The organism is Micromonospora sp. NPDC005257 (assembly GCF_042872445.1).
Taxonomy (GTDB): Bacteria; Actinomycetota; Actinomycetes; order Mycobacteriales; family Micromonosporaceae; genus Micromonospora.
Genome location: NZ_JBIAKL010000007.1, coordinates 18,547 through 39,397, shown reverse-complemented (window position 1 = coordinate 39,397; position 20,851 = coordinate 18,547). Strand labels below are relative to the sequence as shown.

Below are 20,851 nucleotides of genomic sequence, written 5' to 3'. Positions count from 1 at the left end.
TAAGGGGCCCTTCCTTACGCCCGGAACCAGACGGTGACATCCGTCGGGACCGCGGCGCCGTCCAGCGGCGCGCTCGACACCAGCACCTCGGCGCCGGCCGGCAGCGGCACCGGGGCGGCGCCGAAGTTGGTCAGCACGGTGAGGTCGCCGTTGGTGAACGTGAGCACTTCGTCGCCGGAGGACAGGAACCGCAGCGGGCCCCGGGCCAGCGCGTGCTCGCGGCGCAACCGCAGCGCGGTCCGGTACAGCTCGTACGTCGAGCCGGCCACGCCGCGCTGCCGGTCCAGCGCGTACTCGGCCCACGTCGCCGGCTGGGGCAGCCAGCTCGCGTCGGTCGGCCCGAACCCGTACGAGGGGGCGTCGGCCTCCCACGGGATCGGCACCCGGCAGCCGTCCCGGCCGCGCTCGGTGTGCCCGCTGCGTTCCCAGGTCGGGTCCTGCCGGGCCTCGTCGGGCAGCGTGGTGTGCTCCGGCAGCCCCAGCTCCTCACCCTGGTAGAGGTAGGCGGAACCGGGCAGCGCAAGCATCAGCAGGCTGGCCGCCCGGGCCCGGCGCAGACCCAGCGCGGCGTCCGGCTGCGGGTCGTCCACACCGACGCCGTTGGCCCGGCCGCCGCCGGTGCCGAGCCCGAGCCGGGAGGCGTGCCGGACCACGTCGTGGTTGGACAGCACCCAGGTGGTCGGCGCTCCGACCGAATCGGTGGCCTCCAGCGAACGGGTGATCACCGCGTACTGGGCCGGCGCGGACCAGGCGGCCATCAGGTACTCGAAGTTGAACGCCTGGTGCATCTCGTCCGGGCGCACGTACCGGGCCAGCCGCTCGGCCGGCTCCACCCACGCCTCGGCGACCAGGATCCGCTCACCGGGGTACGAGTCGAGCACCCGTCGCCACTCCCGGTAGATCTCGTGCACGCCGTCCTGGTCCCACATCGGCGGGCGCGGCTTGTCCACCTCACTGCCGGAGAGGATCTCCTGCGGTTCCTGCCAGTCGGCCAGGTCGGCCTGCTTGATCAGGCCGTGCGCCACGTCCACCCGGAAGCCGTCCACGCCCCGGTCCAGCCAGAAGCGCAGCACGTCGAGGAACTCCGCGCGCACCTCCGGGTTGTCCCAGTTGAGGTCGGGCTGGCCGGGGTCGAACAGGTGCAGGTACCACTGCCCGTCGGGCAGCCGCGTCCAGGCGGGGCCACCGAACACGCTCACCCAGTCGTTCGGCGGCTCGGCGCCGTCCGGGCCCTTGCCGTCGCGGATCACGTAGCGCTGCCGTTCCGGGCTGCCCGGCGCGGCGGCGACGGCCGCGGTGAACCAGCGGTGCGCGGACGAGGTGTGGTTGGGCACCAGGTCGACGATCACCCGCAGCCCGCGGGCCTTCGCCTCGGCGATCAGCTTGTCGGCGTCGGCGAGTGTGCCGAACAGCGGGTCGACGTCGCGGTAGTCGGACACGTCGTACCCGGCGTCGGCCTGCGGGGATGGATAGAACGGGGACAGCCAGACCGCGTCGACTCCCAGCTCGGCGAGGTGGTCGAGCCGGGACGTGATGCCCGGCAGGTCGCCGATCCCGTCGCCGTCGGAGTCGGCGAACGAACGCGGGTAGACCTGGTAGATGACCGCCTCGGTCCACCAGCCGGTGCCCGGGGCCTGCTGCGTCGCGTCGGTGTTCAGCGCCTTACTCCTGTCTGGGTGGTGCGGGACGAGCGAGTTGTTCAGTGTGCCCGGGGCGGCGCAGTCGATTCGCGCACCACCAGGCGAGTGGGCAGGATCACCGGGGGCGGCGTCCCGTCGTCGGTGCCGTCGCCGGTGCCGGTGCCGGTGCCGCGCGGCGCCGGCACCAGGCCGGGGTACGGCTCGGTGACCCGTAAGCCGAGCGGGTCGAGCAGGATGCGGGCGGCGAGCAACCCCTGGTCGGCGGCGGGCTGAGCGATGGTGCTCAGGCCGAGCACGCCGGCCAGGTCGTGATCGTCGATGCCGATCACGCTCACGTCCTGGGGCACCCGCAGCCCGGCGTCGCGCAGCGCGGTGATCGCGCCCATCGCCATCTCGTCGCAGGCGGCGAAGATGGCTGTCGGCGGCTCGCCCCGGGCCAGCAGTTCGGCGGTGGCCCGGACGCCCCCGTCGATGGTGAACCGCGACTCGGCGTCGAGGCTCGGGTCGGGCCGCAGCCCGGCGGCCCGCAACGCCTCCTGGTAGCCGAGCCGCCGGTCCAGGTGGGTGGTGAAGGCCAGTTCGTCGTCCGGGTCGCCGGAGATGTGCGCGATCCGGGTGTGGCCGAGGTCGAGCAGGTGGCGGGTGGCGGTCCGGGCGGCGGCCACGTCGTCGATCCGGACGCAGGGCCACCCGGGCACCTGGCCGCCGGAGCTGATCGTCACGCCCGGCAGGCCCAGCTTCGTCAGCGTGTGCACGTCGGCCGCCCGCATCGGGGTGGCGACCAGGATGATCGCGTCCACGCGCTTGTGCAGGCTGGCCGTGCCCAGCACCCGTTGGCGGGTCCGTTCCCGGCCACCGAGGTTGTAGAGGAGCAGGTCGTAGCCGCTGTCCTGGAGGAATTCCTCGACCGCCTCGACCACCGTGCCGAAGAACCATCTGGTGATCCGGGGCACCACCACCGCCACCGTGCCGGTCCGGCCGCCGGCCAGCCGGCTCGCGCTGGGCGACACCGCGTACTGGAGTTGTTCGGCGGCGGCGAGCACCCGGCGGCGGGTCGCGGCCGAGACCGTCGGCAGGCCGCGCAGCGCCCGGGAGACGGTGGCCGTGGACACCCCGGCCAGACGGGCGACGTCGTCAATCCTGGTCATGGTGGGCTCCCCGCACCGATCCGGGTCCCGCCGCCGGCCGTGCCGGCGGCGGGACGCCGGATCAACCCTTGACGCTGCCGGCGAGCAGGCCTCGCACGAAGAAGCGCTGGAGGGACAGGAACACGATCAGCGGTACGACGATCGACACGAACGCGCCTGCGGTGAGCCGCTGCCACTCGTTGCCCCGGGTGCCGGCCAGCTCGGCGAGCCGGACGGTCATCGGGGCGGTCTCGTCGCCGCCACCGGCGAAGATCAGCGCGACCAGCAGGTCGTTCCAGACCCAGAGGAACTGGAAGATGCCGAACGCCGCCAGCGCGGGCATGATCAGCGGCAGCACGATGGTGCGGAAGATCTTCGGGTGCGTGGCCCCGTCGACCCGGGCCGCCTCCATCAGGTCGCCGGGAAGCTGCGAGATGAAGTTGTGCAGCAGGAACACGGCGAACGGAAGCGCGAAGCAGGTGTGCGCGAACCACACCTGGGCGAACTTCTGCTCGTCGACCAGGCCCCATGCCGGGAGGATCTGCACGCCGGCGACCGTGACGCCGGTGGAGAAGAACCGCAGCAGCGGCACCAGGGCCATCTGCAGCGGCACGATCTGCAGCGCGAAGATCCCGATGTAGACCCAGTCCCGCCCCTTGAAGTTCATCCACGCCAGCGCGTACGCGGCGAGCGACGCGAACGCCAGCGGGAACAGCACCGACGGGACGGTGATCGCCAGCGAGTTGATGAAGTAGCTGGCGAGCTGCCCGGACGAGCCCCGGCTGAACAGCACCTCCTGGTAGTTCTCCAGGGTGAACTGCGGGTTGCTGAAGAACGTCCACCAGCCGGTGGTCTTGATCTCGTTCTCCGGCCGGATCGAGGAGATGAACAGGCCGAAGGTCGGGATCGTCCAGAGCATCGCGATGACGATCGACACGAGCGTGGCGGTACGGCTGTTCAGGCGCTTGCGGACCCGGGTGCCCCGGGTGGTCGGCTCGGTGGTGGCCTGGGCGCCGACTCCGACAGTGGGCGTGGCGGTGGTCATCTCAGCCCTCCCGCTGCTTGCGCAGGTTGCGGATCTGGTAGATCACGATCGGGATCACCAGCACGAACAGGAACACCGCCAGCGCCGAGCCCTGACCGTTCTCCTGGTAGCGGAACGCCTGGTTGTACATCTCGGTCGCGATGACGTTCGTGTCGTAGTTGCCGTTGGTGGCGGTCCGGACGATGTCGAAGACCTTGAGCGTGGCGATGGAGATCGTCACCACCACCACGATCAGCGCCGGCCGGATGCTCGGGATGGTGATCCGCCAGAACATCTGCCACGGGGTGGTGCCGTCCAGCCGGGCCGCCTCGACGATGTCGGCCGGGATGGCCTTGATCGCCGCGGAGAGCACCACCATCGCGAAGCCGGCCTGGATCCACACCATGATCACGATGAGCAGGAACGTGTTGAGCGGCGAGTCCAGCAGCCACTGCTTCGGCTCCCCGCCCAGGCTGACCACGATCTGGTTGAGCAGGCCGATCTGGTCGCCCTCGCCCCGGTAGGCGTAGACGAACTTCCAGATGATCGATGCGCCGACGAACGAGATCGCCATCGGCAGGAAGATCAGGGACTTGGCGACCGCCTCGAACCGGGCCTTGTCCACCAGGACCGCGTAGATCAGGCCGAACGCGGTGGCCACCAGCGGCACCAGCAGCACCCAGATCAGTGTGTTGATCAGGACCCGGACGATCGAGTCCTCGGCGAACATCCAGCGGTAGTTGTCCAGGCCCACCCAGTCGTTGCCGCTGGAGTCCATGAAGGAGAGCAGCGTGGTGCGGACGGCCGGGACCACCAGCCCGACGCCGAGCAGCAGCAGCGTCGGCAGCAGGAAGAAGAACGCGAACGAGCCTTCGCCCCGCTTGCGCGGCCGAGGCATCGGCGCACCGCTCGCCGAGACGGCGACCAGCCGTGCCTCCCGGCGCCGGGCGAAGAACGACGGCACCACGTCGAGGAGCAGGAGCAGGCCGCCCACCACCGCGACGAAGGCGATCAACCCATACATCAGCATGAGGAACTTCGGCTGCTCCGCCGCGAAGTCGAACTCCATCGACCCTCCCTCAAGGGTTCGGCTAGCAGAGGTGGTCCGGCCCGCGATGCGGACCGGACCACCTGCTAGATCACTTCCAGCTACCCTCGATGTCGTTCAGGACGGAGGTGGTGTCCTTGCCGTTGATCCAGGCCACCATGCCCTTCCAGAAGGTGCCGGCACCGACGGCGGCCGGCATCAGGTCCGAGCCGTCGAAGCGGAAGACCGTCTTCTCGTCCTGGAGGATGCCCACGGAGAGCTTGTCCACCGGGTTCGGGACGTTGTTGATGTCCAGCTTCTTGTTCGCGGACACCCAGTCACCGATCTTGGCGCGGCTGTTGGCGTACTCGCCGGAGGCCAGGTAGGTCTGCACCGCCTGGACCTCGGGACGGTCGGCGAACGCGCCGACGAACTCGCCGCCGCCCAGCACCGGCTTGCCCTTCGACGGGTCGATGGCCGGGAAGTAGAACGCGAAGACGTCGCCGTCCTCGGCCACCTTGGTGCCCTTAGGCCACTGGTTGGCGTAGAAGGAGGCCTGGCGGTGCAGCGCGCACTTGCCGGCGGTGATCGGCGTGCCGCCCTCCTGGAACGAGGTCGTGGCGACGCTCTTGACGCCGCCGAAGCCGCCGTTCATGTACTTCTCGTTCTTCAGGATGGTGCCGGCCCGGTTGAGCGCGTCGGCGACCTGCGGGTCGTTGAACGGGATCTCGTGGGTGGTCCACTTGTCGTAGACGTCCGGGCCGCCGGTGCGCAGCAGCACGTCCTCGATCCAGTCGGTGGCCGGCCAGCCGGTGGCGTCACCGGACTCGATGCCGGCGCACCACGGCTTGGTGCCGCTCGCCGCGATCTGGTCGGAGAGCTTGATCAGGTCGTCCCACGTGGTGGGGACGGTCCAGCCCTTCTCCTTGAAGGTCTTCGGCGAGTACCACACGAAGGACTTCACGTTGGAGCCGAGCGGGGCGCCGTAGAGCTGGCCGTTGACGGTGCTGTACTTCAGCCAGTCGGGGGAGTAGTTCTGCTCGGCCATCGCCTTGGTGTCGGCGCCGACCGGCTTGAGCTTGCCCGAGTCGACGAAGCGCTTCAGCAGGCCCGGCTGCGGGATGAAGGCGAGGTCCGGGGCGTTGCCGCCGTCCACCCGGACGGGAAGCTGGGCCTCGAACTCGCCGGAGCCCTCGTGGTCGATCTCGATGCCGGTGCAGTCCTCGAACTCCTTCCAGGACTGCTGGAGGCGCTCGTCCTCGATGTCACGGATCGAGGAGTAGATCGTGACCTTCTTGCCGTCGTGGCCCTCGTACTTCTCGTATGCGGCGCACTCGGCCGATCCGGCCTTGTCGCTCTTCTTGTCGTCGCCGGTGCCACAGGCGGCGACGCCGAGCGCCAGCCCCAGGACGCCGGCAACCGCGAGCGTCTGGCGCGATCTGGCAAACGCCATGCCGATCTCCTTCCTTGCCGGCGCGTGGAGGTATCGAACCCGCGCCGGTCCGATGTCGTCCTCATATGTAAGCGCTTGCATCGTGTCGGGTCCACCCCTGATCGGACACGGCCCGGTAACAATCCAGAAACCCTGGCCGCCGCGGTGGGTGCGCTCCCACGAATCTTCCCCGGAACGGAACTTTCTGTCACGATGTCCCCATCGTATTGAAGACTTTCAACATGGGAGGCAGTGGATGCGGAAGCGATGGCTCGCCCTCGGGGCGAGCGTGGCGGTCCTGGCGGCGACTCTCGTGCCGGCCGCGCCGGCGATGGCCGCACCGACGTTCAAGGTCCCGTTCCCGTGCGGCCAGTCCTGGACCGGTAAGACCCGGTCCGATCACAGCCCGGCCAACGCGATCGACTTCAACCGGACCAACGACGAGGGAGACCCGGTGGTCGCCAGCGCGCCCGGCACCGTCGACGTGGTGACCAACCTCGGCGGCGCCAGCTACGGCAGGTACGTCCGGATCAACCACGGTGGCGGCTACACCACCTACTACGCGCACCTGAGCGGCTTCAACGTGTCGGTCGGGCAGACCGTCGGCTACGGCAAGGTGATCGGCTACGTCGGCTCGACCGGCAACTCCAGCGGTCCGCACCTGCACTACGAGCAGCGCCTCAACGGCAGCGATATCAAGATCAAGTTCGGCGGGGTCCAGGCTCTCTACTGGGGCGCCAAGACCTACACCAGCGGCAACGGCTGCGACGGGGCGGACACCGGCGAGGGCACTGTGAACACCGCGGGCTCACCGTTGACGGTCCGGTCCGGGCCGGGCACCGGTTACAGCTCGGTCGGCACCGTGGCCGACGGGGCGACGGTGACCATCCAGTGCCAGACCAACGGCACCAGCGTCAGCGGCACCTACGGGACCAGCACGATCTGGGACCGGATCGGCTCCGGCCGGTTCATCTCCGACGCCTACGTCTACACCGGCTACGACGGCTACATCCCCGGCGTACCCCGCTGCTGAACCCGGCGGGCGCGGGGGCCGGCGGCCCCCGCGCCCGGACCGGTCACGAGTTCAGCCGCCACACCGCGAAGTTCAGCGCGGACGCGAACGTCACCCAGGCCCAGTACGGCAGCATCAGCAGCGTGGCCGGCCGGGAGACGCGCCGGAACAGGGCCACCGTCACGCCGATCGCCAGCCACATCAGCACGATCTCGGCGAACGCCAGCCCGTACGCCCCGGCGCCGAAGAACAGCGGGCTCCAGATCGCGTTGAGCACGAGCTGCACGACCCAGGCCCAGATCGGGGGGCCGAAACCGGCCCGGCGCCAGACCAGCCAGCCGGCGATCGCGATGAGCGCGTAGAGCACGGTCCAGACCGGGCCGAACAGCCACGACGGCGGCGCCCACGCGGGCTGCTCCAGGCTCTGGTACTCGGCGGAGGTGCCCTGGACCCCCAGCCCGCCGATCGCGGCGGCGGCGAACGTGGCGGCGCCGAAGCCGAGCAGCGCCCACCATCTGCGGGCTCCGGTGGTGCGCCGGGCGACACTTCGCGACATCTCCATCGTCGAGATGTTTCCGCTCGGCGGCCCGGCAAACGCGGCACTGCCGCCGGACGCGAAAAGGCCGGGGTCACCCGGCCCGGACGTTCCGGTCCCGCAGGACGGAACACCCGGGCCCGGCGACCCCGGCGGGTACGTGAACCTCGGTTACGTGTTGAAGATGCTGACGCCACCCGGGCCGACCAACAGGCCGACGACGATGAGGACGATGCCCCAGAGGATCTGCCGACGGAACAGGGCAAGAATTCCGGCGACCACCAGTACGACTGCGAGAATCCAGAGAATCAGCTCCATGTCGGCTGAATACCCGGGCGCCCGATCCCGGAAACCTCGCGTTCAGTCGAGCTGATCACCGCCCAGGTGGTAGACGCTGTACGCCTGTTTGATCACCGGGTGCGCCACGTTGCGGACCCGGACCCCGCCCGGCGTGGTGCCGCGCTCGGTGCCGTGGTGGGCGTGCCCGTGCAGCGCCAGCGCGGTGGGGGCGGAGTCGATCGCCTGGCCGAGCTGGTAGCAGCCGAGGAACGGATAGATTTCCAGCGGCTCGCCGGCGAGCGTGTCCGGCACGGGGGAGTAGTGGGTGAGCGCGACGAGCGCGTCGCACTCCAGCGAGAGCAACGCGTCGGCGAGCGCGTCGGCGGCCTCCCGTGTGGTGCGCACGAACGCCTTCATCTCCGGCTCGCCGAAGTCGCTGGCGCAGCGCCCGGCGAACCCGCCGCCGAACCCCTTCACGCCGGCCACCCCGAGCCGTCCGCCGGGGGTGTCCACCACGGTGCCGGTGCCCTCCAGCACGGTGATCCCGGCGTCCTCCAGCACCTTCACCACCTGCGGCACCTCGTCGCACTGGTGGTCGTGGTTGCCGAGCACGGTGATCACCGGTACGCCGAGGCCGCCGAACTCCTGGGCCACGCACCGCGCCTCGGCCTCGGTGCCGTGCCGGGTCAGGTCACCGGCGAGCAGCAGCGCGTCGGCGCGGCCGGGCAGCTCCTCCAGCGCGGGGCGGAACCGGCCCACCACGTCCTCGTCCAGATGCACGTCGCCCACGGCGGCGATCCGGATCACCATCGAACCTCCCTCACGGCAACTCCTCGACCTGGGTGGGCGCCTGGGTGCGGATCACCCCGATGTCGCCGGTCACGGGCGTGTCCGGGAAGCGCTCGGCCACCCGCCGCAGGATCTCCTCCCGCCGGTGCGGGCTCTCCACCTCGCCGTAGAGCACCAGCCCGTTCTCCCGCCGCACCACCGTGATGCCCTGTTCGGCCACGGTCGGGTCCTCGGCCAGCATGCTCTGGATCTCCGCCTCGACGTACTCGTCGGGGGGAACATCGCCGGACTGTCCGGTCACAGGGTCTCCCTTCCGCCGGGCGTGCCGCCGGGCAGCACGTCCAGCCGGTCCAGCAGCACCAGGAACGCCTCCGCGTACGGCGAGTGCTGCGTCTCCTTCCGTACCCGTTCCCAGTCGATCTGTTCCCGCAGTGAGCGGGCCAGCGGCAGGGCGCGGGCGAAGTCGCAGTAGTGCTGGGAGAAGCTCAGCAGCTTGTGCACCATGAGCTGGCTGGCCGAGAGCACCGGCATGTGGATCGCGTCGACCGGGCGCACGATGGTGTCGGCGAACGTCTCCTCGGTGACCGGCGTCTCCACCGGCCGGTGGATCAGGTCCACCATCCGGTCCTCGTCGTAGACCTTCACCAGCCAGTCCTCCGGCGGGCGCTCGGCGGTGAAGCCGGCCTCGACGAGCACCTCCAGCGCCCGCTCGATGTCCGCCTCGCGGAGCAGGAAGTCCACGTCGTGGTCGCTGGAGTGGCCGCCGTGGGCGTACACCGCGAAGCTGCCGCCGAGCGCGAACGGGATCTCGGACTGTTTGAGCACGGCGGCGACCTTCTTCAACGTGTGCACCAGGGTCTCGTCCCCGCGCTCGGCCATCTGCGGCTCCCTCGTCGTCATGGGCGGTGGGACCACGATGCGTACCCGGAGGACGCTTCTGTCACACCTGTCGCCGCGCGATCCGTGCGCCGGGGCAGCAAAGCGACGAACGGCCGAGCGAGCATCGGTCGGATAACCTCGGGAGGGTGGCCAGCTCACTGCGGACGCGGCGGGGCGGGGCCCGACCGCGCATCGTCGCCCTGATCGGCATCGACGGCTCGGGCAAGACCACCCAGGCCCACCGGCTGGCCCAGGCGCTCACCGCCGCCGGTCTTCCCGCCACCTACCACCGCAACGCCGGTGGCCGCCGCTGGCTCGGCCGGCTCGCCCAGCGGGTGGGCCGCGCGGACGCGCAGCGGCTCGTCGGGCGTGACGGCCTGCTCGCGGTCGAGTCGGTGCTGCGGTGGCTGGCCATCGCGCTCGCCCTGTTCAGTCGCCTGGTGACCGGCCGGACCGCGGTGATGGACAGGTGGTCCGCCTGCCAGTACGCCAGCATCCGCGCGCACGGTGGGCAGCGGTGGGAGCGGCTGGCCCGGGCCGGCTACCGGATCTTCCCGGCACCCCGGGTCACGTTCCTGCTCACCGTCGACCCCGCCGAGGCGTACCGCCGGATCGAGCGGCGCGGCACCGACCACGAGAGCATGGCGTGGCTGACCGCCGCGGACGCCGCGTACCGGGAGCTACCCGAGTACGGCGGCTTCGTGGTGGTGGACGGCAACGGCCCGCCGGAGGACGTCGCCCGCCGGATCCGGGCGCACCTGAGCGAGTGGCTGCCCGAGGACCCGTCCGCCGGCCCCGGCCCCGTGCCGGCCGTCCCGCGATGTCCGGCCGGCGGCACCGGCCCGGCCGGCGGCACCGGTCGCGCCGGGCCGCTGCCGGTTCAGGCCCGCCCGTAGACCGGGATGCTCGCGCCGCTCGTGGGCGCGGACTCGGGGGAGGCCAGGAAACGGATGACCTCGGCGATCTCGGCCGGCGGCACCCAGCGCCCGTGGTCGGCGCCGGGCTGGGCGGCGCGGTTGGCCGGGGTGTCGATCACGCTCGGCAGCACCGTGTTGCACCGCACGCCACGCTGCCGGTACTCGACCGCCACCGTGTCGGCGAATGCGCGCACCGCCGCCTTGGCGGTGGCGTAACCGGAGGCGCCGGGGAACGGTGAGACCGCCGCCCGGGCCGAGACGCAGACCACCGCGCCGTCGCCGGAGGCCGCCAGGTGCGGCAGCGCCGCGTGGGTCACCAGGTACGTCGGGCGGAGGTTGAGCCGCAGCATCCGCTCGAAGTCCTCGACCGGGGTCTCGTGCACCAGCCCGCCGGCGGCGTACCCACCGACGAGGTTGACCACCGCGCGCAGCGGCGCCCCCGGCTCGCCGGTCCCGGCCTCGACCGCACGCGCGGCCCCCTCCGGGGTCAGCAGGTCGGCCACGACCCGGACCGGGCCGTCGTCGGTCCCGGGCTCCCGCTGGGGTACGACCACCCGCCAGCCGGCGTCGAGGAAGGTGGCGGTGACCGCGCGGCCGAGTCCGCCCGTGCCTCCGGTCACCAGCACCGTGCGTCGCGTCATGGACACACGCTAGCCAACCGTCGGGCCGACCGGTGGCCCGTGCGGACCGTCCGGCCTGCCCGGCCGAGGCTGACCAGACAGGCCGGGCGGCACGACGGGGGACCGGTGCGCCGGGCGGCAGGAGGGACTCGACCGGACCGGATGAGGCGGTCGGGCTGGGAGAATGGGATCCTTGGCCCGGAGGGGACACGGAAGACGGTAAATTTCCCGATACGCGGTGTCATGGTTGACGCTCACGCCGTGTGAAAGTAAGTTTCATCCGTGGCGAAGAGTCCGAAGATTTCTGCGAGTCACGAGCCCGGTGGACTGATCGTCCACATCAGCGGCCTGCTGCCCTCGCTGTCCCCGGCCGAACAGCGGGTGGCCCGGCTGGTAGTCGCCGATCCGGCGGACGCGGCCCGACGCACGATCACCGACCTCGCCACCGCCGCCGAGACGTCCGAGGCGACAGTGATCCGCTTCTGCCGCTCGGTCGGCATGAACGGCTACCCCCAGTTACGGATCCGGCTCGCCGCCGAGGCCGCCCGCCGGGTCGATCCGCCGGACGCACGGGTGGTCGGCGGCGACATCCCGCCGGGCGCGGATCTCGCCCAGATCATCGCCACGATCGCGTTCAACGACGCCCGGGCCGTCGAGGAGACCGCCGAGCAACTCGACCCGGCGGTCTGCGAGCAGGTGGTCGAGGCGATCGGCGCGGCCGGCCGGATCGACGTCTACGGCGCCGGCGCCAGCGGCTTCGTCGCCTCCGACTTCCAGCAGAAGCTGCACCGCATCGGCCGCATCGCGTTCTACTTCCCGGACGTGCACACCGCGCTCACCTCCGCCGCCCTGCTGGGCCGGGGCGACGTGGCGGTCGGCATCTCGCACACCGGCACCACCTCCGACGTCATCGAGGTGCTGGAGCAGGCGCGGGCACGCGGGGCCACCACCGTGGCGCTCACCAACTTCCCACGCTCGCCGATCACCGAGGTCGCCGACCACGTGCTCACCACCGCCGCGCGCGAGACGACGTACCGCTCCGGCGCGACGGCCAGCCGGCTGGCGCAGCTCACAGTGGTCGACTGCCTCTTCGTCGGGGTGGCCGCCCGCAGCCGGGCCCGGACCAAGAAGGCCTTGGAGGCCACCGCCGAAGCGGTCAAGTCGCACCGGGTCGGTCCCAGCCGGAGGCGGGGATGACGGCGGGCCGGGTGGAGCCCGACGGCGTGGCGGCGATCCAGCCGGTGGTACGTGTCGGCGCACCGACCGAGCGGCGCAACCCGCACAGCGTCGACCTCGACCTGATGTCCACCCGGGACGTGCTCACCGTGATCAACGAGGCGGACCGGCGGGTGCCGGCCGCGGTCGCCGCGGTGCTGGACGAGATCGCCGAGACAGTCGATCTGGCCGTGGCCGCGCTGTGCGACGGCCACTGCGTGCACTACTTCGGGGCGGGCACCTCCGGCCGCCTCGGCGTGCTCGACGCGGCCGAACTGGCACCCACGTTCAACTCGCCGCGGCACTGGTTCTGCTCGCACCTGGCCGGTGGCCCGGACGCGATGTGGCACGCGGTCGAGGACGCCGAGGACGACGAGCGCGCCGGCGCCGCCGAGGCCGCCGAGTGCGTACGCCCCGGTGACCTCGTGGTGGGCCTGGCGGCCAGCGGGCGCACCCCGTACGTCCTCGGGGCGCTCGCCGCGTCCCAGGCCCAGGGGGCCGGTACGGTGCTGCTCTGCGCGAACCCGGAGGCCGCGGCCGCCGCGTCGGTGGACGTCTTCATCGGGGTGGACACCGGGCCGGAGGTGGTCACCGGGTCGACCCGGATGAAGGCGGGCACGGCGCAGAAGCTGGTGCTCAACACGTTCTCCACGGCCGTGATGGTGCGTCTGGGCCGGGTCTACTCGAACCTGATGATCGACATGGTGGCCACGAACGCCAAACTCCGTGGCCGCATGATCTCGATTCTCATGGAGGCCACCGGCTGCGCCGAGGAGGTGTGCCAGGTCGCCCTGCGGGAGGCCGACGGCGACCTCAAGACAGCGCTCGTCGCGCTGGTGTCCGGCGCCGAGGTGCCGGCCGCCCGGGCCGCGCTGGCCCGCTCCGCCCACCAGGTACGCGACGCGCTCGCCCTGCTCGCCTCCTGACCGTCCCGGCCCCTCCCGCCCGCCCGATTCCACCCGCCGGTGCATCCGCCCGGCGGGTGCGAGGCGTATCACGTGCAGGGAGGGGACGACTCCTCCGGTACGGATTGTTCAACGAGGCGGAGGGTAATCCTTGAGCATGGCTGAACCGGCCGGCCCGCAGGCGCGTATCTCGCAGTGAGCAGGATCGCAACGACCCGGTGACGCGGCTCGCTGTGTTCATGGAAGAGGCAATGGTGCCATTCCATGGGCAAACGGTGATTCCGCAGCTCCGGTATGCGTCGAAATCGGCGGCCGGGAACGCCGGAACCGGGCCGGTAACAGGAAACATGGACCGGGCTCTCAGCTACTACTCAGGCATTCGTGACAGTTTCGACTCACGACATGGAATCCCCGACACGTCGCATCTGTTGTGTAGGTGTCAGCACCTACGGGCACAGCGGAGGCTGCGGGGAGGGCTGATGAACGTGGGGATGGCAAGGAACCGGGCAACCGGCGCGAGCGAGGGGACCGTGGCAATCGTGGACAAGAACATCGGCATGCGTACCGACGAGGTCGCCGAGGAGCGGGACCTGGTCGGCGTCTACCTGCACGAGATCTCCCGGACGCCGCTGCTCGACGCCGCCCGGGAGGTCGACCTCTCCAAGGCGATCGAGGCGGGCCTCTACGCCGAGCACCTGCTCGACGAGGGGCGCATCCCCGACGGCGCCGACCGGGAGGACCTGGAACGGCTGGTCATCGAGGGCGAGCGCGCGAAGGACCTGTTCATCCGCGCGAACCTGCGACTGGTCGTGTCGATCGCCCGGCGCTACGTGCGCTCCGGCATGCCCATGCTGGACCTGATCCAGGAGGGCAACACCGGCCTGGTCCGGGCGGTCGAGAAGTTCGACTACGAGCGCGGCTTCAAGTTCTCCACCTACGCGACCTGGTGGATCCGTCAGGCGATCAGCCGGGCGATCGCCCAGCAGGAGCGGACCGTACGGCTGCCCGTGCACCTGGTCGAGGACGTCAACCGGATGCGCAACGTGGCCCGGCAGCTCACCCGTGAGCTGGGCGGCGACCCGGAGCCGGAGCAGATCGCGACCGCGCTCGGCGTGACCGTCGAGCGGGTAAACGAGCTGGTCCGCTGGTCGCAGGACACCGTCTCGCTGGACACCCCGGTCGGTGACGACGGCGACACCAAGCTCGGTGACCTGGTCGCCGACAGCGACGCGCCGTCGCCCGAGGAGATCGTGCTGACCGGCCTGGAGCGGCAGCGGATCGAGGGTCTGCTCAACCACCTCGACGACCGCTCCGCGGGCATCATGCGGGCCCGGTACGGCCTGGAGGACGGGCGTGAGCACTCGCTGACCGAGGTCGCGTCGCGGTTCTCGCTGTCCCGCGAGCGCATCCGCCAGCTGGAGATCCAGGCTCTCGGCCGGCTGCGTGAGCTGGCTCGCGCGGAGGGGCTCCAGGCGGCCTGACCTGGTAACAATTAACGGCGAACGGCCGGCGTCCGACAGGGGGACGCCGGCCGTTCGCCGTCTGTCGTGCTCAGACCCGGCCGTAGCCGGCGATCGACATGATGTTCATACCGCGCTTGCTGACGTTGCGTCCGGCGCTCGGCGCGTCGATGATCTGGCCGTTGCCGACGTACAGCGCCACGTGCCCGAGCCCGGAGTAGAACACCAGGTCACCCGGTTGCAGCTCGCTGCGACTGATCCGGGTGGTGGCGCTCCACTGCCGCGCCGCGCTGTGCGGCAGCGACTTCCCGGCCGCCCGCCACGCGGCGAGCGTCAGACCGGAGCAGTCGTAGCTGCCGGGGCCGTCCTGGGCGTAGCCGTAGGGCTTGCCGACCGCGCCGTAGGCGTAGCGCACCGCGGTGCCGGCGGCACCGGAGACGGCCGGCGGCTTGCCCGCCGAACTCGGCTTGGCGGGCGCCTCGGTGGCCCGCCCGTACGCCTTGCGCCGCATCTCGTAGAGGCCGGACAGGTCCGCCTCGATCCGCGTCTTGGCGGACTTGAGCTGCTTGGCCTGCGCGGCCTCCCGGGCGAGCGTGGCGTCCAGCCGGGTCTTCTGGTCGATCAGCCGCTGCTGGTCGGCGGTGAAGCTGTTGATGGTGCGCTGCCGCTGGCGGGTGAGCTGATCGAGCGTGCCCAGCCGCTCCGGCAGTGTGGCCTGGCCACCCGGGTCCAGTAGGGCCGCCGCGGTGCGCATGCCACCGGTCTTGTACGCCGTCGCGGCCAGTACGCCCACGTCGGCGCGGCTGCGTTCGGCCTGGTCCTGCAACGGCCCGATCCGGGCCTCCAACTTGGCCGCGGTGGCCTTGTTGGCCTTGATGTCCTCGTTGAGCTTGTTGTAGGACTCGACGATTCGCTCCAGCTCAGTCGAGGACTTCTCGATCTGCTTCGTCAGCTCGGTGGGGGTGGGCTCGGCCCGGGCCACCTGCGCCGGGGCGAGCAGTGCGGCCGAGAGGCCGGCCACCGCCAGCGAGCGGAGCAGCATCCGTAAGGACGACAAGAGCGGAAAGCTCCTCTCCCACCGGTCGCCTGGCACGTACAGCGGCCCGGCGACACCGGCCCGGGGCCATCCGGGTGGATGGCTGTCGACCGGGCCGACCTGGACAACCTAACCCGTGATCGCAGTAACCGGGAGTTCAAGCAGGGGCGAAAGTTGGCAAAGTGGCGGAAAGTGACGAGAGGGAGTCGGCGGGTGGATGAGGCGACTCGCCCGATTCGTCGTTCTGGGCGGATGTAGCCAGGCAACGGCGGGCAAAGTCGTGACAAAGACGGAAATCATTCTCTGTTTCCGGCTGGCATGGCCGGGCCGGTGGGTCGCGCGAGCGCCGAAACCCGAGGTCAGGTGGCGCAAGGCCACCACAATGAAGCCCGGACGGGAAATCCCACCACGGGATCCCTGCTCCCGGGAGGCCGCCGTGCAGACCGACCGCTCCGCCACCCAGCCGACCCGCTCGCCTCGACCGGCCGCCCCCAGGCTGCTCTACGCCCGGCCGGGCATCGTCGTCACCGCCGAGCGCTTCACCGTCGGCCGCAACACCTGGCCGGTGGCCGGGATCACCCAGCTCCGGACCGACCGCGGGCCGCACGACCGGCTCGCCGTCCGGGCCGTCGCCGTCTCCGCCGCGATGATCGCCGCGGTCGGCCTGCTGCTGGGGTTCACCGGCGGCCTGCACCGGCTCACCGCCGGTGCGTACCTCGTGCTCGGCGCGGTCGGGCTGGTGCCGCTGCTGCTCGTGCTGGTCGGCGACCGCGTGCGGCCCCCGGCGCACGAGCTGTGGGGCCGGGTGGGCGGCACCGAGGTGCTGCTGTTCAGCAGCGACGACGAGCGGCAGTTCGGTCAGGTCGCCCGCGCGCTGGCGCGGGCCCGGGAGGCGTCGCGGCCGGGCGGCTGGGCCGATCCGCCGTCGGCCGAGCCGTGGCGGCCGGCTCGATGAGCCGCGGTCAGCCCGCGACCGGCTCCGGGATACGCGACCGGCTCTCGGCAGCCACCCAGTGGCTCACCCGGCGCTCGGCGTAGAACGAGACGAACGGCACGGTGCCGGCGAGCATCACCAGCAGCATCCGCTTCAGCGGCCAGTCCGCCCGGCGGGACAGGTCGAACGTGAGCGCCAGATAGAGCATGTACAGCCAGCCGTGCGCCACGCCGACCACGGCCACCACGCTCGGGTTGTCGAAGCCGTACTTCAGCGGCATGCCGATCAGGACCAGCACCACGAGCGCCACGCCCACGATCCAGGCGATCACGCGGTACCGGGTAAAGGCTCCGCCCACCGTCGTCCGTCCTTCCGCACCGGCCTCAGCCGGGATAGTCGCCGGGCCGGGCGCCCGGATTGGCGTTCAACCAGGATAGGTAGCGGTTGTACGCGGCCAGCTCGGCGTCGTCCGCCCCGTCGGCCGGAGCGGCCGGCACCCGCACGACGCGCACCGGCCGGCGTACCGCCGGGGCGCCGACCGGTACGGCGCCGGCGGTCACCGACGGCGGGCGGTCATCCGACGGCGCGGGGCCGTCCGACGGCGCCGGATCGTCCGACGCCGGGTCGGCGGCGCGCAGCGTCTGACGCACCTCACGCCACCAGACGAAGACCACGAAGGCGGCGAACACCGGCCATTCGATCGCGTAACCGAAGCTGAGCGCGTTCCCCCCGGCGGCGCGGGTGACCTGCCACCAGCCCAGCGCGAGGAAAGCCACCACGAGCACGACCATGGCCACGTGGCGGACGATCCACGCCGGTGTCCAGAGCCGATTCATGCCAACGAGAGTACCGGGGCCGCCGGTTGTCTCCGACACGGCGTCGTAGTCCGGGCGGTGGTTTGGTGACACGCCCGCTGGGCATCCGTTTAGTTGCCAACCCGAACGAGACGAGGGGGCGACCATGACCGAATCGGTACGCCGGGACGCGAGCCCGGAACAGCGGGTCGCGGAGTGGGACGGCGACCACGCCCGCACCGTCGACGGCGAGCAGCTCGGGGTGGACCCGGCGGAGCTGGGCGACGACGACCTGGTCCGGGAGATGCAGAGCCTGCACCGGACCCGGCTGGACACGCTGCGGCACGCCACCGACTCTGCACTCGCCAACCACCTGCGGCGCACCGCCGAACTGGAGACGGAGTACCTGGCCCGGCACCCCGGCCGGGAGGTCGACCCGAGCCGGCTGCGGGACGCCTGATGGCCAGCCACGCCGAGCGCGGCATGTCCGCGCCGCCGGAGGTGGTGTTCAACACCGCGACCGATCCGGACCGCTCCTCGGCCTGGCTGCCCGAGCGGTTGCGCAGCTCCGGCGCCTGCCGGGTGGAGGTCGTCGACGCCGACGACATGCGGGCCCGGTGGAGCGCCGCGGACTGGTCCGCCGAGATCGACGTGGAGCCGGCCGACGCGGGCGGTGCCCGGGTACGGCTGGACCTGGCCGGGCCGGACCACGACCTGGCCGACGAGATCCTGGCCAACCTCGACCGCGAGGTGGCCGACAACCTGACCGCCGGCTGAGCACGGCCGCACGACTAGTACGAGGAGGCCGGGTTGACCGGGAGTGGCCTGAAGCAGAAGGTGGCGCGCCTGCGCCAGGCGTACGCGCCGCACGAGCATCGGCCGCTGGAGGGCTATCTCAAGGCGATGGGCACGTACGCCGGGGTGACCGCCGGGCTCGTCGGCCTGGTCCGGGCGACCGGCCGACCGGTGCCCGAGCGGCCCACGCCCGCGGACGTGGTGCTGCTCTCGATCGCCACGCACAAGCTCAGCCGGCTGCTGTCCAAGGACGCGATCACCAGCCCGCTGCGGGCGCCGTTCACCCGTTACGACCACCCGATCGGCAGCGGCGAGGTGATGGAGCAGGTCCGCGACGAGGGCAGCCCGACCCGGCACGCGCTCGGCGAGCTGGTGAGCTGCCCCTTCTGCCTCGCGGTCTGGGTGGCCACCGGGCTGACCGGCGGACTGGTGCTGGCACCCCGGCTGACCCGGCTGGTCGCCACCGCGCTGACCGCGGTGGCCGCCTCCGACTTCCTTCAGATGGGGTACGCGGTGGCCCAGCAGGCGGCCGAGGGTGGTTGCCACCACCAGGAGTGAGAAGCGGACACGAAAGGGGGCCGGCGCGCGGGCGCCGGCCCCCTTTCCGTGCCTCCCACCCGTCAGGTGGGGGTGGTGCCGTGGTCCTCGCCGGCCCAGCCGCGCGACGCCTCCGGCTCCCGCTCGTCCTCGTCCTCCCCGGTGACGATCTCCCGGTCCACGGCGGTGCGGTCGTGCTCGTTGGCGAAGTCCGGCTCGGGCAGTGTGTCGACGCCCTCCGGGGGCTGGCCGAGCGCCGCCAGGTGCTCGTGGTCGGGGTTGCGGTCGGTCATGTCGCGTCCTCTCGTCGGCGGGGGCTCAGGCGACCGTGCCGCCCAGCAGATCGGCCGCTTCGTCCGCCGCGTACTCGCCCTCGGGGAGGGCGGCGATCCGGGTGAGCAGTTCCGCGGGGAGTTCGGCGGCCACCGCCCGGCGGTAGATGTCCGCCTGGGTGATCCGCTCCTGGCCGTGGTAGACGTCGTCGAGCAAGTCGTCGAGCGGCCGGGTGTCGGGCTGCTCGGTCACGGGCGCGTCATCGGTCACGCCGACCACCTACCCGACCCCGAACCGGTCAAACTCGCCCCAACCCCGCTCAGGCCCGCGCCGGAAGCGTGGCGCGGCGGGCCCGGACGGCCCGGGCCAGGTGCTCCAGGACCTCGGCCGTGGTGTCCCAGCCGATGCAGGCGTCGGTGACCGACTGGCCGTACGCCAGCTCCCGGGTCGGGTCCAGGTCCTGCCGGCCGGGGACCAGGAAGCTCTCCAGCATGATCCCGGCGATCCCGCGCTGGCCGGCGGCGAGCTGGGCGGCCACGTCGGCGGCGACGAGCGGCTGGTTGCGGTGGTCCTTGCCGCTGTTGGCGTGGCTGGCGTCGACCACCACCCGCTCCGGCAGGCCCGCGGCGCGCAGCAGTTCCAGCGCCCCGGCCACCGACTCCGCGTCGTAGTTCGGCCGCCCGCCCCCGCCGCGCAGCACCAGGTGGCCGTCCGCGTTGCCCCGGGTGTGCATGATCGCCGGGGTGCCGGAGACGTCGATGCCGGGGAACACGTGCGGCACACCGGCGGCGCGGATCGCGTCCACGGCGGTGGCGATGCTGCCGTCCGGCCGGTTCTTCATGCCGATCGGCATGGACAGCCCGGAGGCGAGCTGCCGGTGCACCTGGCTCTCCACGGTCCGCGCGCCGATCGCGCCCCACGCCACCGTGTCCGCGATGTACTGCGGGGTGATCGGGTCGAGGAACTCGCAGCCCACCGGCAGGCCCAGTCGCAGCACGTCGAGCAGGAGCGCCCGCGCGGTACGCAGGCCGGTGTTCACGTCGCCGGAGCCGTCCAGCGCCGGGTCGTTGATCAGGCCCTTCCAGCCCACCGTCGAACGGGGCTTCTCGAAGTACACACGCATGACCACGAGCAGGTCGTCGGCGACCCGCGTGGCGGCCTCGCGCAGCCGGCCCGCGTACTCCAGGGCGGCGGCCGGGTCGTGCACGGAGCAGGGGCCCACGACGACGAGCAACCGGTCGTCGGCGCGGTCCAGCACCCGGGCGACGGCCCGCCGGCCCGCCACGACGGTCTCGGCCAGCGGGGTGTCGAGCGGCAGGTGGTGGTGCAGCAGGGCCGGGGTGGTCAGCGGCACCACACGGTCGATGCGCTGGTCGATGATCGGATGGGCGTCCTGGGGGGTGGCCACGGTGGGGATCCTTCCGCCGACCGTGCCCCCGTGCCGGCGCCCGGGGATCGAGCCGGCTGCTCGCGTGCGAAAGGCAAGGAAACGATCCCTGCCCGGCCGGCTCGAAGAGGAAGTGACGTCAGCTCATGGTCGAGTCACCGGCTCCTCCAGCCGGCTGCCTAAACCATCGATACGACCGCGTCACGTCGGCCAGCGTACCCGACGCGCGGCGAA

At 71.7% G+C, this 20,851-nt stretch carries 25 protein-coding genes and 1 pseudogene; 9 read left to right on the top strand and 17 right to left on the bottom strand.

What is annotated here, in order from left to right; translation table 11 throughout:
* Nucleotides 1-14: 14 nt before the first annotated feature.
* From ACFYO8_RS16350 to ACFYO8_RS16330, 5 genes are all read right to left on the bottom strand, one after another.
* A complete protein-coding gene (locus tag ACFYO8_RS16350; RefSeq protein WP_354871281.1) occupies nucleotides 15-1,658 on the bottom strand; it encodes an alpha-amylase family glycosyl hydrolase in 1,644 nt (547 codons plus the stop codon).
* A gap of 41 nt (nucleotides 1,659-1,699) precedes the next feature.
* Nucleotides 1,700-2,788: a LacI family DNA-binding transcriptional regulator gene (locus tag ACFYO8_RS16345; protein ID WP_355095259.1), complete on the bottom strand. Its 1,089-nt coding sequence runs from the start codon at nucleotides 2,786-2,788 to the stop codon at nucleotides 1,700-1,702.
* A gap of 61 nt (nucleotides 2,789-2,849) precedes the next feature.
* Nucleotides 2,850-3,812, bottom strand: a complete 963-nt coding sequence (locus tag ACFYO8_RS16340; protein ID WP_354871048.1) for a carbohydrate ABC transporter permease — start codon at nucleotides 3,810-3,812, stop codon at nucleotides 2,850-2,852.
* Nucleotide 3,813: 1 nt separating this feature from the next.
* The gene (locus ACFYO8_RS16335) at nucleotides 3,814-4,860 is read right to left on the bottom strand and encodes a sugar ABC transporter permease (RefSeq protein ID WP_354871045.1); all 1,047 of its coding nucleotides are present in this window, start codon (nucleotides 4,858-4,860) and stop codon (nucleotides 3,814-3,816) included.
* A gap of 70 nt (nucleotides 4,861-4,930) precedes the next feature.
* Complete coding sequence (locus ACFYO8_RS16330; RefSeq protein WP_354871042.1) at nucleotides 4,931-6,271, bottom strand: ABC transporter substrate-binding protein; 1,341 nt, start codon at nucleotides 6,269-6,271, stop codon at nucleotides 4,931-4,933.
* Between the two features lie 235 nt (nucleotides 6,272-6,506).
* Here ACFYO8_RS16330 and ACFYO8_RS16325 point away from each other — a divergent pair, with 235 nt between their 5' ends.
* Nucleotides 6,507-7,283, top strand: coding sequence for a peptidoglycan DD-metalloendopeptidase family protein (locus ACFYO8_RS16325; protein WP_354871039.1), 777 nt, complete (start codon nucleotides 6,507-6,509; stop codon nucleotides 7,281-7,283).
* A gap of 43 nt (nucleotides 7,284-7,326) precedes the next feature.
* On the opposite strand, the gene ACFYO8_RS16320 is transcribed toward ACFYO8_RS16325, so the two are convergent.
* The 5 genes and pseudogenes from ACFYO8_RS16320 to ACFYO8_RS16300 form a co-directional block, all read right to left on the bottom strand.
* Nucleotides 7,327-7,824, bottom strand: a complete 498-nt coding sequence (locus ACFYO8_RS16320) for a TspO/MBR family protein (RefSeq protein WP_354871036.1) — start codon at nucleotides 7,822-7,824, stop codon at nucleotides 7,327-7,329.
* Between the two features lie 144 nt (nucleotides 7,825-7,968).
* A complete protein-coding gene (locus tag ACFYO8_RS16315) occupies nucleotides 7,969-8,115 on the bottom strand; it encodes a GPGG-motif small membrane protein (protein WP_013288160.1) in 147 nt (48 codons plus the stop codon).
* Nucleotides 8,106-8,886: pseudogene (locus ACFYO8_RS16310) on the bottom strand (metallophosphoesterase). Before ACFYO8_RS16310 ends, ACFYO8_RS16315 begins: the two are co-directional and overlap by 10 nt.
* A 10-nt stretch (nucleotides 8,887-8,896) precedes the next feature.
* Nucleotides 8,897-9,106, bottom strand: a complete 210-nt coding sequence (locus ACFYO8_RS16305; protein ID WP_354871279.1) for a hypothetical protein — start codon at nucleotides 9,104-9,106, stop codon at nucleotides 8,897-8,899.
* Nucleotides 9,107-9,162: 56 nt separating this feature from the next.
* Nucleotides 9,163-9,744 (bottom strand): nucleotidyltransferase, encoded by a 582-nt coding sequence (locus ACFYO8_RS16300; RefSeq protein WP_354871034.1) that lies wholly within the window; start codon nucleotides 9,742-9,744, stop codon nucleotides 9,163-9,165.
* Between the two features lie 146 nt (nucleotides 9,745-9,890).
* Between ACFYO8_RS16300 and ACFYO8_RS16295 the strand changes: the two genes are divergently transcribed.
* Nucleotides 9,891-10,640 (top strand): dTMP kinase, encoded by a 750-nt coding sequence (locus ACFYO8_RS16295; protein ID WP_354871032.1) that lies wholly within the window; start codon nucleotides 9,891-9,893, stop codon nucleotides 10,638-10,640.
* Here the strand turns inward: ACFYO8_RS16295 and ACFYO8_RS16290 are convergent.
* Nucleotides 10,625-11,302, bottom strand: a complete 678-nt coding sequence (locus ACFYO8_RS16290; protein ID WP_354871030.1) for an SDR family NAD(P)-dependent oxidoreductase — start codon at nucleotides 11,300-11,302, stop codon at nucleotides 10,625-10,627. The two genes, ACFYO8_RS16295 and ACFYO8_RS16290, sit on opposite strands and share 16 nt — an antisense overlap.
* Before the next feature lie 261 nt (nucleotides 11,303-11,563).
* Between ACFYO8_RS16290 and ACFYO8_RS16285 the strand changes: the two genes are divergently transcribed.
* From ACFYO8_RS16285 to ACFYO8_RS16275, 3 genes are all read left to right on the top strand, one after another.
* A complete protein-coding gene (locus ACFYO8_RS16285; protein ID WP_354871027.1) occupies nucleotides 11,564-12,478 on the top strand; it encodes a MurR/RpiR family transcriptional regulator in 915 nt (304 codons plus the stop codon).
* The gene (locus ACFYO8_RS16280) at nucleotides 12,475-13,422 is read left to right on the top strand and encodes an N-acetylmuramic acid 6-phosphate etherase (RefSeq protein WP_354871024.1); all 948 of its coding nucleotides are present in this window, start codon (nucleotides 12,475-12,477) and stop codon (nucleotides 13,420-13,422) included. Before ACFYO8_RS16285 ends, ACFYO8_RS16280 begins: the two co-directional genes overlap by 4 nt.
* 470 nt (nucleotides 13,423-13,892) lie before the next feature.
* On the top strand, nucleotides 13,893-14,882 hold the full coding sequence (locus ACFYO8_RS16275) for a sigma-70 family RNA polymerase sigma factor (protein ID WP_354871276.1): 990 nt from the start codon (nucleotides 13,893-13,895) through the stop codon (nucleotides 14,880-14,882).
* Nucleotides 14,883-14,952: 70 nt separating this feature from the next.
* On the opposite strand, the gene ACFYO8_RS16270 is transcribed toward ACFYO8_RS16275, so the two are convergent.
* Nucleotides 14,953-15,918, bottom strand: a complete 966-nt coding sequence (locus tag ACFYO8_RS16270; protein WP_354871021.1) for an NlpC/P60 family protein — start codon at nucleotides 15,916-15,918, stop codon at nucleotides 14,953-14,955.
* A gap of 415 nt (nucleotides 15,919-16,333) precedes the next feature.
* On the opposite strand from ACFYO8_RS16270, the gene ACFYO8_RS16265 reads away from it, so the two are divergent.
* Nucleotides 16,334-16,852 (top strand): DUF6232 family protein, encoded by a 519-nt coding sequence (locus ACFYO8_RS16265; RefSeq protein ID WP_354871019.1) that lies wholly within the window; start codon nucleotides 16,334-16,336, stop codon nucleotides 16,850-16,852.
* Nucleotides 16,853-16,859: 7 nt separating this feature from the next.
* Here the strand turns inward: ACFYO8_RS16265 and ACFYO8_RS16260 are convergent, their stop codons facing one another.
* Both ACFYO8_RS16260 and ACFYO8_RS16255 read right to left on the bottom strand, forming a co-directional pair.
* Nucleotides 16,860-17,189 carry a DUF3817 domain-containing protein gene (locus tag ACFYO8_RS16260; protein WP_354871016.1) on the bottom strand — a complete coding sequence of 110 codons (330 nt, stop codon included), beginning with the start codon at nucleotides 17,187-17,189 and terminating at the stop codon, nucleotides 16,860-16,862.
* Between the two features lie 25 nt (nucleotides 17,190-17,214).
* Nucleotides 17,215-17,667: a hypothetical protein gene (locus ACFYO8_RS16255; RefSeq protein ID WP_354871014.1), complete on the bottom strand. Its 453-nt coding sequence runs from the start codon at nucleotides 17,665-17,667 to the stop codon at nucleotides 17,215-17,217.
* A gap of 124 nt (nucleotides 17,668-17,791) precedes the next feature.
* Here ACFYO8_RS16255 and ACFYO8_RS16250 point away from each other — a divergent pair, with 124 nt between their 5' ends.
* The 3 genes from ACFYO8_RS16250 to ACFYO8_RS16240 are packed head-to-tail and all read left to right on the top strand — an operon-like array spanning nucleotide 17,792 to nucleotide 18,978.
* Nucleotides 17,792-18,085 carry a DUF6158 family protein gene (locus tag ACFYO8_RS16250; RefSeq protein WP_354871012.1) on the top strand — a complete coding sequence of 98 codons (294 nt, stop codon included), beginning with the start codon at nucleotides 17,792-17,794 and terminating at the stop codon, nucleotides 18,083-18,085.
* Complete coding sequence (locus tag ACFYO8_RS16245) at nucleotides 18,085-18,402, top strand: hypothetical protein (RefSeq protein WP_120573496.1); 318 nt, start codon at nucleotides 18,085-18,087, stop codon at nucleotides 18,400-18,402. Before ACFYO8_RS16250 ends, ACFYO8_RS16245 begins: the two co-directional genes overlap by 1 nt.
* A 33-nt stretch (nucleotides 18,403-18,435) precedes the next feature.
* Nucleotides 18,436-18,978, top strand: a complete 543-nt coding sequence (locus ACFYO8_RS16240) for a DUF1360 domain-containing protein (protein ID WP_354871009.1) — start codon at nucleotides 18,436-18,438, stop codon at nucleotides 18,976-18,978.
* A gap of 62 nt (nucleotides 18,979-19,040) precedes the next feature.
* On the opposite strand, the gene ACFYO8_RS16235 is transcribed toward ACFYO8_RS16240, so the two are convergent.
* Genes ACFYO8_RS16235 through ACFYO8_RS16225 form a run of 3 tightly spaced genes read right to left on the bottom strand, consistent with a single transcriptional unit; the run spans nucleotide 19,041 to nucleotide 20,638 of the window.
* Nucleotides 19,041-19,250 (bottom strand): hypothetical protein, encoded by a 210-nt coding sequence (locus ACFYO8_RS16235; RefSeq protein ID WP_354871007.1) that lies wholly within the window; start codon nucleotides 19,248-19,250, stop codon nucleotides 19,041-19,043.
* 25 nt (nucleotides 19,251-19,275) lie between these two features.
* A complete protein-coding gene (locus ACFYO8_RS16230) occupies nucleotides 19,276-19,509 on the bottom strand; it encodes a hypothetical protein (RefSeq protein WP_387188710.1) in 234 nt (77 codons plus the stop codon).
* Nucleotides 19,510-19,549: 40 nt separating this feature from the next.
* Nucleotides 19,550-20,638: a 3-deoxy-7-phosphoheptulonate synthase gene (locus tag ACFYO8_RS16225; RefSeq protein WP_387188712.1), complete on the bottom strand. Its 1,089-nt coding sequence runs from the start codon at nucleotides 20,636-20,638 to the stop codon at nucleotides 19,550-19,552.
* Nucleotides 20,639-20,851: the final 213 nt, after the last annotated feature.

Excerpts from the sequence above, each read along its gene's own strand:
- ACFYO8_RS16280 (WP_354871024.1), top strand. The coding sequence starts at position 12,475 with ATGACGGCGGGCCGGGTGGAGCCCGACGGCGTGGCGGCGATCCAGCCG.
- ACFYO8_RS16255 (WP_354871014.1), bottom strand. The coding sequence starts at position 17,667 with ATGAATCGGCTCTGGACACCGGCGTGGATCGTCCGCCACGTGGCCATG.
- ACFYO8_RS16330 (WP_354871042.1), bottom strand. The coding sequence starts at position 6,271 with ATGGCGTTTGCCAGATCGCGCCAGACGCTCGCGGTTGCCGGCGTCCTG.
- ACFYO8_RS16235 (WP_354871007.1), bottom strand. The coding sequence starts at position 19,250 with ATGACCGACCGCAACCCCGACCACGAGCACCTGGCGGCGCTCGGCCAG.
- ACFYO8_RS16305 (WP_354871279.1), bottom strand. The coding sequence starts at position 9,106 with ATGCTGGCCGAGGACCCGACCGTGGCCGAACAGGGCATCACGGTGGTG.
- ACFYO8_RS16275 (WP_354871276.1), top strand. The coding sequence starts at position 13,893 with ATGGCAAGGAACCGGGCAACCGGCGCGAGCGAGGGGACCGTGGCAATC.
- ACFYO8_RS16335 (WP_354871045.1), bottom strand. The coding sequence starts at position 4,860 with ATGGAGTTCGACTTCGCGGCGGAGCAGCCGAAGTTCCTCATGCTGATG.
- ACFYO8_RS16300 (WP_354871034.1), bottom strand. The coding sequence starts at position 9,744 with ATGGCCGAGCGCGGGGACGAGACCCTGGTGCACACGTTGAAGAAGGTC.
- ACFYO8_RS16345 (WP_355095259.1), bottom strand. The coding sequence starts at position 2,788 with ATGACCAGGATTGACGACGTCGCCCGTCTGGCCGGGGTGTCCACGGCC.
- ACFYO8_RS16315 (WP_013288160.1), bottom strand. The coding sequence starts at position 8,115 with ATGGAGCTGATTCTCTGGATTCTCGCAGTCGTACTGGTGGTCGCCGGA.
- ACFYO8_RS16290 (WP_354871030.1), bottom strand. The coding sequence starts at position 11,302 with ATGACGCGACGCACGGTGCTGGTGACCGGAGGCACGGGCGGACTCGGC.
- ACFYO8_RS16340 (WP_354871048.1), bottom strand. The coding sequence starts at position 3,812 with ATGACCACCGCCACGCCCACTGTCGGAGTCGGCGCCCAGGCCACCACC.
- ACFYO8_RS16250 (WP_354871012.1), top strand. The coding sequence starts at position 17,792 with ATGACCGAATCGGTACGCCGGGACGCGAGCCCGGAACAGCGGGTCGCG.
- ACFYO8_RS16320 (WP_354871036.1), bottom strand. The coding sequence starts at position 7,824 with ATGGAGATGTCGCGAAGTGTCGCCCGGCGCACCACCGGAGCCCGCAGA.
- ACFYO8_RS16325 (WP_354871039.1), top strand. The coding sequence starts at position 6,507 with ATGCGGAAGCGATGGCTCGCCCTCGGGGCGAGCGTGGCGGTCCTGGCG.
- ACFYO8_RS16245 (WP_120573496.1), top strand. The coding sequence starts at position 18,085 with ATGGCCAGCCACGCCGAGCGCGGCATGTCCGCGCCGCCGGAGGTGGTG.